Origin of the sequence: Streptomyces sp. NPDC086023 (genome assembly GCF_044540325.1) — a bacterium.
Lineage (GTDB): Bacteria > Actinomycetota > Actinomycetes > Streptomycetales > Streptomycetaceae > Streptomyces.
Genome location: NZ_JBITRX010000006.1, coordinates 63968 through 78252, shown reverse-complemented (window position 1 = coordinate 78252; position 14285 = coordinate 63968). Strand labels below are relative to the sequence as shown.

At 72.9% G+C, this 14285-nt stretch carries 14 protein-coding genes; 5 read left to right on the top strand and 9 right to left on the bottom strand.

Annotation, left to right across the window (positions count from 1 at the left end):
• Window positions 1-18: 18 nt before the first annotated feature.
• Window positions 19-402, top strand: coding sequence for a hypothetical protein (locus ACIF6F_RS14015; RefSeq protein ID WP_399945785.1), 384 nt, complete (start codon window positions 19-21; stop codon window positions 400-402).
• 109 nt (window positions 403-511) lie between these two features.
• Here the strand turns inward: ACIF6F_RS14015 and ACIF6F_RS14010 are convergent, their stop codons facing one another.
• Window positions 512-2239, bottom strand: a complete 1728-nt coding sequence (locus tag ACIF6F_RS14010; protein WP_399945783.1) for an AMP-dependent synthetase/ligase — start codon at window positions 2237-2239, stop codon at window positions 512-514.
• Window positions 2240-2361: 122 nt separating this feature from the next.
• On the opposite strand from ACIF6F_RS14010, the gene ACIF6F_RS14005 reads away from it, so the two are divergent.
• Window positions 2362-3495 (top strand): AraC family transcriptional regulator, encoded by a 1134-nt coding sequence (locus tag ACIF6F_RS14005; protein WP_399945781.1) that lies wholly within the window; start codon window positions 2362-2364, stop codon window positions 3493-3495.
• Here ACIF6F_RS14005 and ACIF6F_RS14000 read toward each other — a convergent pair.
• Complete coding sequence (locus ACIF6F_RS14000; protein ID WP_399945779.1) at window positions 3395-3859, bottom strand: hypothetical protein; 465 nt, start codon at window positions 3857-3859, stop codon at window positions 3395-3397. The genes ACIF6F_RS14005 and ACIF6F_RS14000 overlap by 101 nt on opposite strands.
• 209 nt (window positions 3860-4068) lie before the next feature.
• Between ACIF6F_RS14000 and ACIF6F_RS13995 the strand changes: the two genes are divergently transcribed.
• On the top strand, window positions 4069-5280 hold the full coding sequence (locus ACIF6F_RS13995; RefSeq protein ID WP_399945776.1) for a lipase family protein: 1212 nt from the start codon (window positions 4069-4071) through the stop codon (window positions 5278-5280).
• 48 nt (window positions 5281-5328) lie between these two features.
• Here ACIF6F_RS13995 and ACIF6F_RS13990 read toward each other — a convergent pair whose 3' ends face one another.
• A complete protein-coding gene (locus ACIF6F_RS13990; RefSeq protein ID WP_399945773.1) occupies window positions 5329-7059 on the bottom strand; it encodes an alpha/beta fold hydrolase in 1731 nt (576 codons plus the stop codon).
• Window positions 7060-7264: 205 nt separating this feature from the next.
• Window positions 7265-9118 carry an AMP-dependent synthetase/ligase gene (locus ACIF6F_RS13985; protein ID WP_399945772.1) on the bottom strand — a complete coding sequence of 618 codons (1854 nt, stop codon included), beginning with the start codon at window positions 9116-9118 and terminating at the stop codon, window positions 7265-7267.
• Between the two features lie 245 nt (window positions 9119-9363).
• Between ACIF6F_RS13985 and ACIF6F_RS13980 the strand changes: the two genes are divergently transcribed.
• Complete coding sequence (locus ACIF6F_RS13980; protein ID WP_399945769.1) at window positions 9364-9672, top strand: hypothetical protein; 309 nt, start codon at window positions 9364-9366, stop codon at window positions 9670-9672.
• A gap of 258 nt (window positions 9673-9930) precedes the next feature.
• Here ACIF6F_RS13980 and ACIF6F_RS13975 read toward each other — a convergent pair whose 3' ends face one another.
• Genes ACIF6F_RS13975 through ACIF6F_RS13965 form a run of 3 tightly spaced genes read right to left on the bottom strand, consistent with a single transcriptional unit; the run spans window position 9931 to window position 10782 of the window.
• Window positions 9931-10191: a hypothetical protein gene (locus ACIF6F_RS13975; protein ID WP_399945766.1), complete on the bottom strand. Its 261-nt coding sequence runs from the start codon at window positions 10189-10191 to the stop codon at window positions 9931-9933.
• Window positions 10188-10379: a hypothetical protein gene (locus ACIF6F_RS13970; protein ID WP_399945764.1), complete on the bottom strand. Its 192-nt coding sequence runs from the start codon at window positions 10377-10379 to the stop codon at window positions 10188-10190. Before ACIF6F_RS13970 ends, ACIF6F_RS13975 begins: the two co-directional genes overlap by 4 nt.
• The gene (locus tag ACIF6F_RS13965; protein WP_399945761.1) at window positions 10369-10782 is read right to left on the bottom strand and encodes an ATP-binding protein; all 414 of its coding nucleotides are present in this window, start codon (window positions 10780-10782) and stop codon (window positions 10369-10371) included. Before ACIF6F_RS13965 ends, ACIF6F_RS13970 begins: the two co-directional genes overlap by 11 nt.
• A gap of 411 nt (window positions 10783-11193) precedes the next feature.
• Here ACIF6F_RS13965 and ACIF6F_RS13960 point away from each other — a divergent pair, with 411 nt between their 5' ends.
• Complete coding sequence (locus ACIF6F_RS13960; protein ID WP_399945758.1) at window positions 11194-12477, top strand: XRE family transcriptional regulator; 1284 nt, start codon at window positions 11194-11196, stop codon at window positions 12475-12477.
• A 5-nt stretch (window positions 12478-12482) separates the two neighbouring features.
• On the opposite strand, the gene cutA is transcribed toward ACIF6F_RS13960, so the two are convergent.
• Both cutA and ACIF6F_RS13950 read right to left on the bottom strand, forming a co-directional pair.
• Window positions 12483-12815 (bottom strand): divalent-cation tolerance protein CutA, encoded by a 333-nt coding sequence (gene cutA / locus ACIF6F_RS13955; protein ID WP_399945755.1) that lies wholly within the window; start codon window positions 12813-12815, stop codon window positions 12483-12485.
• A gap of 106 nt (window positions 12816-12921) precedes the next feature.
• Window positions 12922-14244 (bottom strand): dicarboxylate/amino acid:cation symporter, encoded by a 1323-nt coding sequence (locus ACIF6F_RS13950; protein ID WP_399945752.1) that lies wholly within the window; start codon window positions 14242-14244, stop codon window positions 12922-12924.
• Window positions 14245-14285 lie beyond the last annotated feature (41 nt).

Genomic DNA, 14285 nt, shown 5'->3' with positions numbered 1-14285 from the left:
ACAGGGGAGGACCACGTCATGACGCATCCGCTCGCCTTCGCCGACGCCTTCCGGGACCGGTCCGGCCGACGGCAGGCGTGGGGGCTCGGGCTGCTGTCCCTCGCGTTCCTGAGCTGGTTCTGGCTCGCGTACCAGCTGTTCGTCCCGTACGAGGCGGCCTACGACGGGGAGGACGTCGAGTGCCCCGCGCGCGTCGCCCTGGACCGCTCCGGCCTGGCCCCGTGGCCGGACGAGGCCTGCCGGCTGCGGCGCGACACGACCGAACTCCTGGGCGTCCTGGTCGTCTCGCTCCCCTTCGCCGTCACCGGGACCGTCCTCTACACCTCGGGCGGTACGGCCGTGCGGCTGAGCACGCACCTCATGGAGCTGGAACGGCTCCAAGAGGTGGCGCGCCGGAGGTGACCGGCCGTGCGGGGCGGCCGGGGCCGTCGGCCGGGCACGGGCGGCCGGCGGGACGCAGGGCGGGTGCGGGCGGCCGGCGGGACGCAGGGCGGGTGCGGGCGGAGGCGGCTCACTCCTCCTCCCCGTACAGGGCGGCGATCTCGCTCGCGTAGCGGGTGGCGATCGCCGACCGGCGGAGCTTCAGGGTCGGGGTGAGGGTGCCGTCGGCGATCGTGAAGTCGTCCCGCAGGATGCGGAATGCGCGGATGCGGGAGGGGCGGGAGAGGCCCTCGTTCGCCGTGGCCACCGCCTCCTCGACCAGGGCTCGGACCGCCGGGTGGGCCGACGGGTCCGGTCCCGGGTCCACGGCCTCCCGGGCCGCCCAGGCCCCGACCTCCACCGGGTCCAGGGTGATCAGGGCCACCGGGTACGGGCGGCGGTCGCCGATCATGACGGCCCGCGAGACGTAGCGGGAGCGCTGGACGGCGAACTCCGCCTCCGATGGGGTGAGGTTCTTGCCGGCGGAGGTGATGATCAGCTCCTTCTTGCGGCCCGTGATGCGCAGGAAGCCGTCCTCATCCAGTTCGCCCAGGTCCCCTGTCCGCAGCCATCCCTCGGCGTCCAGCGCCTCCGCCGTCGCCGCCGGGTTCGCGTGGTAGCCCGGGAACACCATCGGGCCCCGCGCCAGCACCTCCCCGTCCGCCTCGATCCGCACCTCGCAGCCCGGCACCGGGCGCCCCACCGTCCCGTACCGCACCGCCCCGGGATGGTTGAGCGAGATCACGCCCCCCGACTCCGTCATCCCGTACCCCTCGAACACCCGGATCCCGCAGGCCCGCAGGAAGTCCAGCGTGGCCGGGTCGATCGGCGCCCCGCCCGTGAGGGCCCAGCGCAGCCGGCCGCCGAAGGCCGCCCGGACCGGGGCGTAGAGGGACTCCTCGGCGGCCCGCCACGCCTCGCGGGAGGACGCCGGCAGGCGCCCCTCCGCCTCCAGTACGCCCAGCCGCACCGCCTCCTCGAAGCGCGCCCGGCCGCCCTCCCCGGCCTCCGCCAGCCCCAGCACCACGGCGTGCAGCTTCTCGAACAGCCTTGGCACGGAAGGGAGATGGGTCGGCCTGGCCTCCGCCAGCTCGGCCACCACGTCCTCGATCCGCCCGCCGTAGTAGCACAGCTCCCCGCCCTCCAGGAGGGTGGTGAACTGGATCAGCTGCGCGAGGAGATGGGCCAGCGGCAGGTAGAGGTAGGTGGAGTCGCCCGGCCCGCCGGCGACCAGCGGGAGCGTTGCGTCCTGCACCGCGCCGAGGTTCCCGTGCGTGAGACGGCAGCCCTTGGGCGGGCCGGTCGTACCGGAGGTGTAGACGATGGCGGCGTCGTCCCCCGGCCGCACCGCCGCCGCCCGCGCCGCCAGTTCGCCGGCGGACGCCCGCGGCAGACGCTCCCCCATCAGCATCACGTCCCGCAGCCGCGGCAGCTTCGCGCGGAGCGCGGTCACCCGGTCCGCCTGCGCCGCGTCCTCGCAGACCACGGCCACGGCCTCGGAGTCGCCCAGCACCCAGGCCAGTTCCTCCTCACCGGCCGTCGGGTAGACGGGCACCAGCACCGCGCCGGCCGCCAGCACGGCGAAGTGCGTGTACGTCCACTCGGGCCGGGTCTCCGCCAGCACCGCCACCCGCTCCCCCGGAGCCACGCCGAGGCCGGCCAGGCCCCGGCCCAGCTCCCGTACGGTGTCGCGCAGTCCCGCGTAGGAGAGCGTCCGCCACTCCCCGTCGCGCCGGAACCGCAGGGCGGTCTCGGCCCCGTACCGCTCCGCCGTCCACTCGGTGAACACCGCCAGCGTCTCCGGCCGGTCAGCAGTCATGGCCCGTCCTCCCCGTCCGCGCATCCGAGGACACCGACGCTAGGCAGCCGCACCGCCGGAGGGGCATGACCGGAAGCGTCAGCCCCGCTGACCCCAGCGCTCATTGGGGCTACCGTCGGAGCATGGGGAGGCGGACGATCACCGTGCACCACGTGCGGGCCGTGCTCGCGGGCGCGCACCGCAGCGGCATCGAGACCCTGCCGCTGCTCCAGGCGGCGCAGATCCCGCCGCTGCTGCTCTCCGACGACCGGGCGCGCGTGACGGCCACGCAGTTCGCCCGGTTGTTCCGGGGCCTGTACCGCGAGACACAGGACGAGTTCCTGGGCCTGGGCGGCACGCCGAGCCGTCCCGGCACCTTCGCGATGATGTGCCACGCCTCCCTCGGCTGCCGGGACCTGGGCGCGGCGATCCGGCGCGGGGTCGCCTTCTACGGGCTGTTCCCGGGCGGCCCCGACCTCAGCCTCGACGTCACCGGGGACGAGGCACGGCTGGCGGTGCGCAACGACTTCGCCTGGGACGGCGAGCGGTTCCTGACGGAGTGCGTGCTGGCCATCTGGCACCGGCTGTGCTGCTTCATGGTGGGCCGCCGCATCCCGCTCGCGTACACGGAGTTCGCGTACCCGCGGCCGCCCCACGGGGACGAGTACGAGGTGCTCTTCGACTGCCCGGTGCGCTTCGGCCGGCCGCGCACGGGCGCGGTCTTCGACGCGCACTGGCTGACCGCGCCGCTGGTGCGCGACGAAGCCGAGCTGGACGCGCTGCTGCGCCGCGCGCCGTTCGACCTGCTGGGCCGGCCGGAGTACGGGACCACGGTCGCGGAGCAGGTGCGCCGGGTCCTCACGCAGGAGCTGCGGGGCTCACCGCGGCTGCCGGCGCTGGGCGAGGTGGCGGGACGGCTGGCGGTCAGCCCGGCGACGCTGCGGCGCAGGCTCCAGGGCGAGGGAACCTCGTTCCAGCAGCTCAAGGACCGGGTGCGGCGCGACGCGGCGATCGCCGGGCTGGTGGAGAGCGGCGAGCCGATCGCGGAGCTGGCGGCGCGGCTGGGCTTCTCCGAGGACACCGCCTTCCACCGCGCCTTCCGCCGCTGGACGGGGACCACGCCGGGCGCCTACCGGATGGCCTCCGGGAGCGGCCCGGAGGCCCCCGGGGGCGGAGTCAGCGCCGCCGCCCAGGCACCGCCGCCAGCAGCAGGCCGACCAGCAGGATCAGCACCGCCAGCGCGGCGAGGCCGACAGCGCCGACGTGCACCCAGGTGAGCCAGGCGGCCGGTTCTCCGTAGGCGCGGTCGAAGAGGGCACGGGCCTCGCCCTTGAAAGTCAGGGCGGAGCCGCTGTCGTCGATCTGGTCGCGGTAGGCGTACAGGGTGCCGGTGTGCTCCCGGCCGTCGGCGGTCCACTTCGTGCCCTTGCAGGCGCTGGTGGTGCGGCCCGAGCCGATGGTCTCCGTGCCGCAGGTGGTGGGGAGTTCGAGGGTCACCGGCCTGCCGAAGGCGTACGCGGCGCCCCAGCCGGCCGGCTGCTGCGAGGCGCTGCCGATGAGGAAGAGGACGGCGGCCGCGATCACCACCAGGACCAGGCTGAGCGTGGCCCGCCCCTTCAGCTTCTCTCCGCGTACCGACACGACGGCCCCCAAGCAGGCGTGGAAGAGCTCAACCGAGAGGCATGAACACGCCAATCGAGTGGCGCGTTTCTACCGCACCCGGCACCCGCCTCACAAGCGCTGCGACCCCCGGCCAGGAAAGCTGAGCTGCCGGGTCAGCGCCATCCCGACCGGTCGGTCACTACCGTGCCCACACCTACCCCCACACGGGACCGTTGGGAGAGCCGCCCATGCGCATCCGCAACACCGCCCTCACCGCCGCCGTCGTCCTGGCCCTGTCGGCCGCCGTCCCCGCCGGCACCGCCGCCGCCTCGGACGTCGCCCAGGCGTCCGCGACCGACGCCGCTCAGGAGTCCGCGACCGGCGTCGCCCAGGAGACCGCCGGCGCACCCGGCGACCTGGTCGGAGTCGCCCCCTCCGCCTTCCACCCGCTGCCCGGCCAGTGGACCGACACCAGGGCCTGGAAGATCCACTACCGCTCGACCACCGCAGACGGCGCCCCCAACGTCGTCTCCGGCACCGTCATCGTCCCCCAGGACGGCCGCACCGGCCCCCGCCCCCTCGTCACGTACGCCGTCGGCACCGTCGGCATGGGCGACTCCTGCGCGCCGAGCAACAACCTCCCGTACGGCACCGCGATGGAGGCCAACCTCATCCAGCAGCTCACCCTGCGCGGCTGGGCCGTGGCCGTCACCGACTACGAGGGGCTCGGCACCCCCGGCGACCACACGTACACCGTCGGCCCCTCGGCCGGCCACGCCATGCTCGACGCGGCCCGCGCCGCGCAGCGGCTCACCGCGGCGGGCCTCTCCAAGGACGGGCCGGTCGGCATCATGGGCTACTCGCAGGGCGGGCAGGCCGCCTCCTGGGCCGCCGAACTGCACGGCTCGTACGCGCCCGAGCTCAAGGTGAAGGGCACGGCCGCCGGCGGTGTCCCGGCCGACCTGCTCAAGGTCGCGGACTTCAACAACGGCAGCTACGGCTCGGGCCTGATCTTCATGGCGGCGGCCGGACAGGACGCGGCCTTCCCCGAGCTGCGGCTCGACTCGTACCTGAACCCGGCCGGCAGGGCGCTGGTCTCCTTCTTCAAGGAGAACTGCGTCGCGATCGACTCGGTGGCCGGCTCCTTCAAGAAGATCTCGGACCTCACCACCTCCAACCCGCTCTACCAGCAGGACTGGCAGGCCCGTCTGAACCAGTCGAAGCTCGGCCGCACCGCCCCCGCGGCGCCCGTGTACCAGTACCACGCACTGGGCGACGAGCTGATCCCCTACGCGGTGGGCAGGCAGCTGCGCACCGACTGGTGCGCGAAGGGCGCGAACGTGCACTGGGAGACCGTGTGGGTCGGCGAGCACGTGAGCGGCGTGATCACCGAGGCCGTCGAGGCGGGGAACTGGCTGGCCGACCGCTTCGCGGGCCGCGCGGCCGCCGGCAACTGCTGACACCGGTACGGGGTTTCCGCCCCCGGTACGGAACGTCCGCCCCGCCGGTCACTCACCGGCGGGGCAGGAGCGCGTCCCGTGCGGCAGGGAGCCGTCGACCAGGAACGCGTTGATCCGCTCGCGCACGCACGGCGAGGCCCGGTAGGCCACGTGGCCCTCGCCCTTGTGGTCCAGCACCACGGTCCGGCCCAGCCGGGCGGCCGTCTCCTCGGTCCAGCGGTACGGGGTGGCCGGGTCGCCCCGGGTGCCGACGAGCAGCAGCGGCGGGCCGGCCGTGCGGCGCAGCTCGCGGACGAAGTCGGTGCCCGCGGGGCGGCCGTAGCAGGACAGCACGGTGGAGAGCTGGCCGGGCCCGAAGACCGGCGAGGCCTTCCGGAACTCCGCCTCCAGCGCCCTCATCTCCGCCAGCACCCGGCCCGCGCCGCCGGCGCCGACCCGGTCGGGGTCGTCGGCGCAGTTCACGGCGATCAGGGCGGCCGCCATGTTGTCGGGCGGAATGCCGTACGCGTCGTAGGACGCGCGCGGCGCCCGGGCCCACGGGAAGGCGCCGGGCTCGGGCCGCCCGGGCTCGGGCCGCCCCGGCTCGGGCCGCCCGGGCTCGGGTCGCCCGGGCTCCTGGCCCGTCCCCGGGGCGGTCTCCTCGGCCGGCGCGGACTCTTCGGCCGGCGCGGACTCTTCGCCCGGCACCGTCTCCTCACTCGGTTCCGGTTCCGGCTCCGGATCCGGATCCGGATCCGGATCCGGCCCGATGGGCCCGCCCAGCATCAGCAGCCCGGTCGGATCCCGGTCGGCCTCGGCCATCCGCAGCGCGTCCGCCAGCCGCGGCCAGTCGTCCTTCGAGTACAGCCCGAGCGCGATGGCCCAGGCGGCGTCCTGACCGGTGACGTACGAACCGTCGTAGCCGACCAGCGGTTCCGCGTCGAGGCGCCGGACCAGGGCGGGCACCCGCTCCTTGGCGGTGCGCGCGTTGGTCCCGTACACGCAGTGGTTCTGGTGGGTGCACCAGGTCAGGAAGTTGTCCAGCGCCTGCTGCTGGCCCTGCGCGGTGGCCAGGGCCTGCTCGGTGAGGGGTTCGGTGAGCGTGTCGACGCCGTCGAGGACCATCCGGCCCGTGGTGTCCGGGAAGAGCTTCGCGTAGACGGCGCCGATCCGGGTGCCGTACGAGAAGCCGAGGTAGTCGAGCTTCCGCTCGCCCAGCACCTCGCGCAGCACGTCCAGGTCCCGCGCGACGTTGACCGTACCGACGTACGGCAGGACCGGGCCCGAGTTGGCCTGGCACTCCTTCCACACGGTGCGGAGGGACTCCACCCGGGCCACGTCGGTGTCGCCCACCCCCGCCGCGTCCAGCGCGCCGCCGCAGCTGACGGGTTCGCTGCGGCCCACCCCGCGCGGGTCGAAGGCCACCAGGTCGTACGCCTCGCCCAGATCCGCGAACTCCCGGACGTGTTCGCCGAGCAGGGCCACCCCGGGGGCGCCGGGGCCGCCGAAGTTGAAGACCAGGCTGCCCCGGCGGGCCTTGCCGGTGGCGGGGATGCGGGACACGGCCAGGTCGACGGTGCCCTTGGCGGGGTCGGCGTGGTCGAGCGGAACGGTGAGCGTGCCGCAGCGCATCTCGGCCGGGCCCTGCTCGGGGCACTCGGCCCAGGCGATCTCCTGCGAGCGGAAGCGGTCCGGGCCGTCGTCGGCGGCGGCGGCCGCACCCGGGCCGGGCGCAGCTCCGAGCGCTCCCGCCGCCAGCGCGGCGACGAGGAGGAGGACCGGTCGAGGCCGGTGCTGCATGGCACCTCCCAGGGTGTGCCCGCCCCCGGACCACCATACGGGTGACACCCGCACCCCGCCCGGCCACGCCGGGGGCACCCGCCGGACGCCCGGAGCTTCGCCGCGCCGACCCACCACCGGGCCGGCGCCCGTACGCCCGCACTCAGCCGCGGTCCGTACGCCGGTACCCCGCCGCGGCCCGTACGCCCGTACCCCGCCGGCCCCCTCAGCGCCGGTACAGCGCGTCGATCTCCTTCTCGAAGGCCCGCCCGATCGCCGCCCGCCGCAGCTTCAGCGAGGGCGTGAGGCAGCCGTTCTGCTCCGTGAAGTCCACCGGCAGCACGGTGAAGCGGCGGATCGACTCGGCCTGGGAGACCAGCAGGTTCGCCTCGTCCACGGCCCGCTGGAGGTCGGCGCGCAGCTCCTCGTCGTGCACCAGCTCCGCCAGCCGCACGTGCTGCTTCTTCCGCATCTGCCGCCAGTGCTGCAACCCGTCGGGCTCCAGCGTGATGAGCGCGGTGATGTACGGGCGGTTGTCGCCGACCACCATGCACTGGCCGACCAGCGGGTGGGCGCGCAGGAAGTCCTCCAGCGGGGCCGGGGCCACGTTCTTGCCGCCGGAGGTGATGAGGAGGTCCTTCTTGCGGCCGGTGATGCTGAGGTAGCCGTCGGCGTCGAGCTCGCCGATGTCCCCCGTGGGGAACCAGTGCTCGCGGTCGGTGGCCGGTACGACGGTGTGGGTCGCGGAATCCCAGTAGCCCCCGAAGACGTGCCCGCCGCGCAGCAGCACCTCGCCGTCCGCCGCGATGCGCACGGCGGTGCCGGGCAGCGGCCACCCGACGGTGCCCAGGCGGGGCCGGAGGGGCGGGGTGACCGTGCTCGCGCCGCAGGTCTCGGTCAGCCCGTACCCCTCGAAGACCTCCACTCCGGCGCCGCCGAAGAAGGCGGCGAGGCGGGGGCCGAGGGGGGAGCCGCCGCTGATGACGTACCGGACGCGACCGCCGAGGGCGGCCCGTATCCGCCGGTAGACCAGCGGGTCGTACAGGGCGTGGGCGGCGCGCAGGCCGAGGCCGGGGCGGCCGCCCTCGCCGAACCGCCGGGCGATCCGGGCGGCCCGGTCGAAGGACGCGGCGCGGCCCATCCTCTCGGCGGTGGCGCGGCCGGTGTTGTAGACCTTCTCCAGCACGTACGGGATGGCGAGCAGGAAGGTCGGCCGGAACCCGGCGAGGTCGGCCAGGAGTTCCTCGGTCTGGATGCTGGGGGCGTGGCCGAGCTTCACGCGGGCCCGCATGCAGCCGATGGCGACCATCCGGCCGAAGACGTGGGACAGGGGCAGGAAGAGCAGGGTCGAGGCGGGGTCCTTGCTGACCGACTTGAAAACGGGGTGCAGCAGCTCGACGGCGTTGTCGACCTCGGCGAAGAAGTTGCCGTGGGTGATCACGCAGCCCTTGGGGGTGCCGGTGGTGCCCGAGGTGTAGATCAGGGTGGCCACGGACTCGGGGGTGGTGTGGGCGCGGCGCGCGAGGACGGCCACGTCGGGTACGGCCCGGCCGGCGCGGACCAGCTGAGCGATGGCGCCGGTGTCGAACTCCCACAGGTGGGTGAGGCCGGGCAGCCGGGAGCGTTCGCCGCTGATCAGCCGGGCCTGGGCGGTGTCCTCGACGACGCAGGCCACGGCGCCGGAGTCCTGGATGATCCAGCGGGTCTGGAGTGCGGAGGAGGTGGGGTAGATCGGCACCGTGATCAGGCCGGCGGCCCAGGCGGCGAAGTCGAGGAGGGTCCACTCGTACGTCGTACGCGCCATGATCGCGAGGCGGTCGCCCCACTCCAGGCCCTGGGCGACGAGGCCCTTGGCCACGGCGAGCACCTCGGCCGCGAACTCGGCGGCGGGCACGTCCTGCCAGCTGCCGTCCGGCTGCTTGCGCGCGAGTACGGGCGCCTGCGGGTCCTCGGCCGCGTTGAGGAAGGGGATGTCACCGAGAGAGCCACTCTGCGGCGGGGTTGCCAGCGGCGGCACGTACACCTCCCGGACCACCCGCTCGACCACGGTCTTGACCGGCTCGACCAGCAATTCGGACACGGGTACTCCTCGGCACGTGGGGAGGTGTTACCGCCGGTAATTTACTCTCGGGTACATCCCCTGCCCAGCCCCCGCGCACACCTCCCGCGAACCCTTCCCGGACGCCCGCGAACCCCACCGAACCCCTCCACACCGCCTGCACCACCCGCCCCGCACGTCAAGTCACGTCTTCTCGCGACATGACCCGGGGCCCCCGGATCGGGCCCACTGGAGGTGCCCCCCAACCCCTCCAGGAAGGACACCCCATGACCCCCTCCCACACCGCCCGCACCGCCCCCACCAGCCGCACCCGGCGCAGGTTCGGACTCAGGACCGGCCTGGTCTCGGCGGCCCTGGTCGCCGGAGGCGCACTCCTCCCGACCACCGCCTTCGCCTCCCCGGCCCCGTCACAGACCGCCACGGCCGTCGCCCACCACGACGACCACGGCGAGCACCACCACCACAAGAAGCACCATCACCACAAGCACCACCACCACAAGAAGCACCACGAGCCCAAGGTCTGCATCACCATCTACCCGGCACCGCCCGAATGTGCGGTCACCTGGGGCGACTGACGACCGGACCCCGGGACGCAAAAGCCGCCGCCCCCGCCCGAAGGGCGGGGGCGGCGGCGGGCCGTACCGGGCCGGCGCGTCAGGCGGTGGCCGGGACCGGGGCCTTCGGCTCGGCGCCAGCGTCCGCCGGGGCGTCGACCGGGGAGGCCGAGGCCGTGGCGAATCTGTCGCCTTCGGTCTGCATACAGCACGACTGACGACCCCACGGGGCCCCGGCCTTGAAGGCCGGGGCTCCGCCGCTGCTCGCTCACCACGCTTTCAGTCAGACCGCCGCGGAGGCTCTGACAGCATCACCCGCAGGAAGTCGGTCACGATCCGCCGGAAGCCTGTGTGCCCCTCGCGCCGGGCATGCGCCACGCACCAGGCGGTCACGGTCAGCTCGTCATCCACCGCGCCGGAGCCCTTGAGGCAGGTGGTGCACTCAACCTCCACGATCGGCCCACTGCCCCTGCGATCCGGAGTCACCATCCGATCCGCCGGGGTGTCGACGGCAACCGGCACCACGACCCGGGCGCTCACCGCCGCACCTCCACCACGTCCGCCGCCCGGAGCCGCCACGGTGCACCCCGCCTGAAGATCAGGACGACGGCAGCGGTCCCGGTCGCGAACCGGTCGTCACGTACACAGCGGACTTGCCGCCACTCCTTCTGGACCCACACCAGGTCGCCGGACCGCACGCGCAGCGCCATGATCCTGCTACCCCTCACGGCGTTCACCACCCAGCGCAGGAGCCCACAGCTCAACCCAGACCCGCTTGCCGACGCCTTCCCGTTCGCCGACCGCCCAGCGGTCCGCCAGGGAAGAGACCACGAACAGGCCTCTCCCCCTGTTCTCGGCAACGTCCGGCACTGACACCTCAGGACTCGCCGCACACGCATCGTGAACCTCAATCCGGACTCCATGCGCAGTCAGCGAGAACCGGGTTTCGATCTTCCGGTCACCGGGCCCCTTCGCGTGCCGCACCGCGTTGGTCACCAGCTCCGACAGCACGACCAGAGCGTCACCCTCCAGGGCGGCCAGCCCCCAGTCACTCAGCGCCTTGCGCAGCTCGGCACGAGCCAGCGGGACGGAGCGCGGCTCACGCCTCCAGCGGTGGACCACTTCGCTCATCGGGCGACCTCCCGCCCGTGGATGAAGCGCGGCCCCAGGTCGATCCCGTACGTCGCGAGGACCAGCACCCGACGCCGCTGACGGCGCAGCCGGGCGACACCGCGTGGGGCAGCTCGGTGGCGGCCCGTCGGCGGAAGGAGAAGACGCAGCAGCGGCGTCAAAAGCAGGGCGATAAAGTGCAGCACGTTGACGCTCCCAGAAGCGTTGGCCACGCCCCCGGACCGTTCGCGCGGTCGCGGGGGTCTGTCACTCCAACTCTCTTGCTGCGCCGGTGCCCTGACTTCCCCCACGCGGGTATCCCCGTGATGGGTAACCTGCCGTACAAGTCTGAGCAGCACACTGCCACCGACAGGCGTTGATGGGCATCTGATGACCACACAGCAGCCGTGCACCGCGCTACCATCCGCGCTCTTGAACCGACCCGAGATGCGGGCGGCGATCGCGGCCCACGATTTCGGCAGCGTCTTCCGGCTTGCCCGCGATGAGGCGAGAATCAGTTATTCGAAAATCGCAGCTGCATGCGACATGAAACCTGAACGAGTCGGCTTGCTGGCGCGCGGTGGGGGCAGCGTGACGACCTTCGACAAGGTCGTCACGATCGCCGATGCCTTGCGCATCCCCGGGCACCTGCTCGGCCTCGCCCCCCGTTGGTGGGAGACAGGTCAACCCCTCCCCCTGGCCGAGCGCGCCGCCGCGGGCGCGACGGGAGGAGGGGACGCAGTGGACCGCAGAGACTTCGTCCGAGCAACGGCCGGTACCGGCCTGGCCGTGGGCCTGTCCGGCCTCCAGCCCCTTGGAACGGCCGGACGGGTGTCCCACGGACTCCCGGAGAAGCTCAGGCAGCGCACGGCACGTCTGCGCCGCTTGGACGACATCCTTGGCGGCGGTGACACCTTCCGGGTGTACGTCGGGGAGTACCAAGCCACCAAGGGCATCCTGCGCGAGGCCAGTTACACCGAGGAAACGGGGCGCGAGCTGCTGTCCGTCCTGGCGGAGCAAGCGCAGCAGGCAGGGTGGGCAGCGTTCGACAGCGGCAAGCAGACAGAGGCGAGGAGCCTCTACGAGGCCAGCCACACCGCCGCCAGAAAGGCCGGTGACCAGTCTTTGGCGGCGAACGCCCTCGCCTTCCTGGCCTACCAGCGCAGCGACGGCGACCGGAAGGCGGGAGTGGACATCGCCACCCGCTCCTGCCGAACCGCCGGGCCGGAGACTCCGTCCACGGTGCGCGCCCTCCTTCACGAGCGCTGCGCTTGGGCCCATGCCCTCACCGGCGATGCCGGACAGACCGAGGCCGCTCTCAGCAGCGCCCAGCAGGCACTCGGCGAGAACCGCGACGAGGTGCAGCCGGACTGGTCCTCGTGGGTGGACGAGACCGAGCTGTTGATCATGACAGGGCGGTGCTGGACCGAACTCGGGCGACCACTCCGGGCCGTACCCGCCTTGGAGAGGGCTCTGCAGGGGTACGACGACACCCATGCCCGCGACAAGAGCTTGTACCTGACGTGGTTGGCAGAGGCGTACCTCTCGGCAGGAGAGGTTGAGGAGTCCGCTCGCGTCATCGGGCGAGCGCTCGACCTCTCATCCGGTGTCGCGTCGGTGCGCCCGCGGCAGCGGATCACACCGGCCCTCAGCAGGCTGAGCGGCTACCGGGCCGTGTCCGCGGTGGCCGATGTCCTGGAACAGGCCGGAGCCTGAGTCGGTCAGTCCTGCGCTTCCGGTGCCGTCGTCGCGGACACCCAGCGCAGGTACGCCGCCGAGCCGGCCACGATCGGCACTGCCGTGATCTCGGGGTTCTTCCACGGGTGCTGGTCCAACAGGTGCCGCTCCAGGTCCGCGTACCGGTCCGCGCGGATCTTGAACAGGAGCTGCCATTCCTCCCCAGTACCGAACTCCCCCTCGTGCCAGAAGGCCGACAGCACGGGACCGACGATCTGCGCCCCCGCCGCCAACCGGGCGGAGACCGTCGAACGCGCCAACGCCTCGGCCGACGACCGGTCTTCCGTCGCCGTCGACACCTGCAAGAACTCAGCCATGGGCCGGAGCCTATCCCCCGGTCCAGGAGGGCTGGGCCCACTCCGGGTACGCCGCAGCCCCCGCCCGGCAGGGGACGGGGGCTGCGGCGAGCCGGAGGGTTCGGGGTCAGGCCGCGGCCGGGGCGGTGGCCTTCTGCTCGGCCGTGTCGGCCACCGGGGCGTCGACCGGGGAGGCCGTGGCCCTGGCGTACACATCCCTGTCGAGGATCCCCTCGCGGGCCGCGACCACGACCGGCACCAGCGCCTGACCGGCGACGTTCGTCGCGGTGCGCATCATGTCCAGGATCGGGTCGATGGCCAGCAGCAGGCCGACGCCCTCCAGCGGGAGGCCCAGCGTCGAGAGGGTCAGGGTCAGCATGACCGTGGCGCCGGTGAGGCCGGCGGTGGCGGCGGAGCCGACCACCGACACGAAGGCGATCAGCAGGTAGTCGCCGACGTTCAGCGGCACGTCGAAGATCTGCGCGATGAAGATCGCGGCCAGCGCCGGGTAGATGGCGGCGCAGCCGTCCATCTTGGTGGTGGCGCCGAACGGGACGGCGAAGGAGGTGTACTCCTTCGGTACGCCGAGGCGCTCGGTGACCTTCTGGGTGACCGGCATGGTGCCGACCGAGGAGCGCGACACGAAGGCCAGCTGGATGGCGGGCCAGGCGCCCTTGAAGAACTGGAGCGGGTTGACCTTGGCGACGGTCGCGAGCAGCAGCGGGTAGACGCCGAACAGCACGAGCGCGCAGCCGATGTAGACGTCGGCGGTGAAGGTCGCGTACTTGCCGATCAGGTCCCAGCCGTAGTCGGCGATGGCGTAGCCGATGAGGCCGACGGTGCCGAGCGGGGCGAGCCGGATGACCCACCACAGCGCCTTCTGGAGGAGCTCCAGGACGGACTCGGCCAGGCTCAGGATCGGCGCGGCCTTCTCGCCCAGCTGGAGGGCGGCGATGCCGGCGACTGCGGCCATGAAGACGATCTGCAGGACGTTCAGCTCGGTGAACGGGGTGATGACGTCGCTTGGCACGATGCCGGTGAGGAAGTCGATCCAGGAGCCGGTGTGCTTCGGCAGCCCGCCGTCCTTCGGCGTCAGGCCGGTGCCGGCGCCGGGGTTGGTGAGCAGGCCGATGGCGAGGCCAATGGCCACCGCGATCAGCGAGGTGATCATGAACCAGAGGAGGGTGCGCGACGCGAGGCGGGCCGCGTTGTTCACCTTCCGCAGGTTGGTGATCGACACCAGGATCGCGAAGAAGACGAGCGGCGCGACGGCCAGCTTCAGCAGCTGGACGAAGATGTCGCCGACCTTCTCCAGGGTCGTGTAGAGCCAGCCGATGTCCTGGCTGCGGGCGAGCCAGCCCAGCAGGACGCCGAGCACCAGACCGGCGACGATCTGGACCCAGAACGGGACTTTCGATGCGGTCTTGGAGATCGCTGACAACGGACACACTCCGACTACTGCTACTGACGGTTTTGGCCCGGTAAAGCTAA

What these genes read in the sequence shown, in the direction of transcription:
- ACIF6F_RS13995 (WP_399945776.1), top strand. Translation starts at nt 4,069, where the DNA reads ATGCGCATCCGCAACACCGCCCTCACCGCCGCCGTCGTCCTGGCCCTG.
- ACIF6F_RS14015 (WP_399945785.1), top strand. Translation starts at nt 19, where the DNA reads ATGACGCATCCGCTCGCCTTCGCCGACGCCTTCCGGGACCGGTCCGGC.
- ACIF6F_RS13990 (WP_399945773.1), bottom strand. Translation starts at nt 7,059, where the DNA reads ATGCAGCACCGGCCTCGACCGGTCCTCCTCCTCGTCGCCGCGCTGGCG.
- cutA (WP_399945755.1), bottom strand. Translation starts at nt 12,815, where the DNA reads ATGGCTGAGTTCTTGCAGGTGTCGACGGCGACGGAAGACCGGTCGTCG.
- ACIF6F_RS14010 (WP_399945783.1), bottom strand. Translation starts at nt 2,239, where the DNA reads ATGACTGCTGACCGGCCGGAGACGCTGGCGGTGTTCACCGAGTGGACG.
- ACIF6F_RS13980 (WP_399945769.1), top strand. Translation starts at nt 9,364, where the DNA reads ATGACCCCCTCCCACACCGCCCGCACCGCCCCCACCAGCCGCACCCGG.
- ACIF6F_RS14005 (WP_399945781.1), top strand. Translation starts at nt 2,362, where the DNA reads ATGGGGAGGCGGACGATCACCGTGCACCACGTGCGGGCCGTGCTCGCG.
- ACIF6F_RS13965 (WP_399945761.1), bottom strand. Translation starts at nt 10,782, where the DNA reads ATGAGCGAAGTGGTCCACCGCTGGAGGCGTGAGCCGCGCTCCGTCCCG.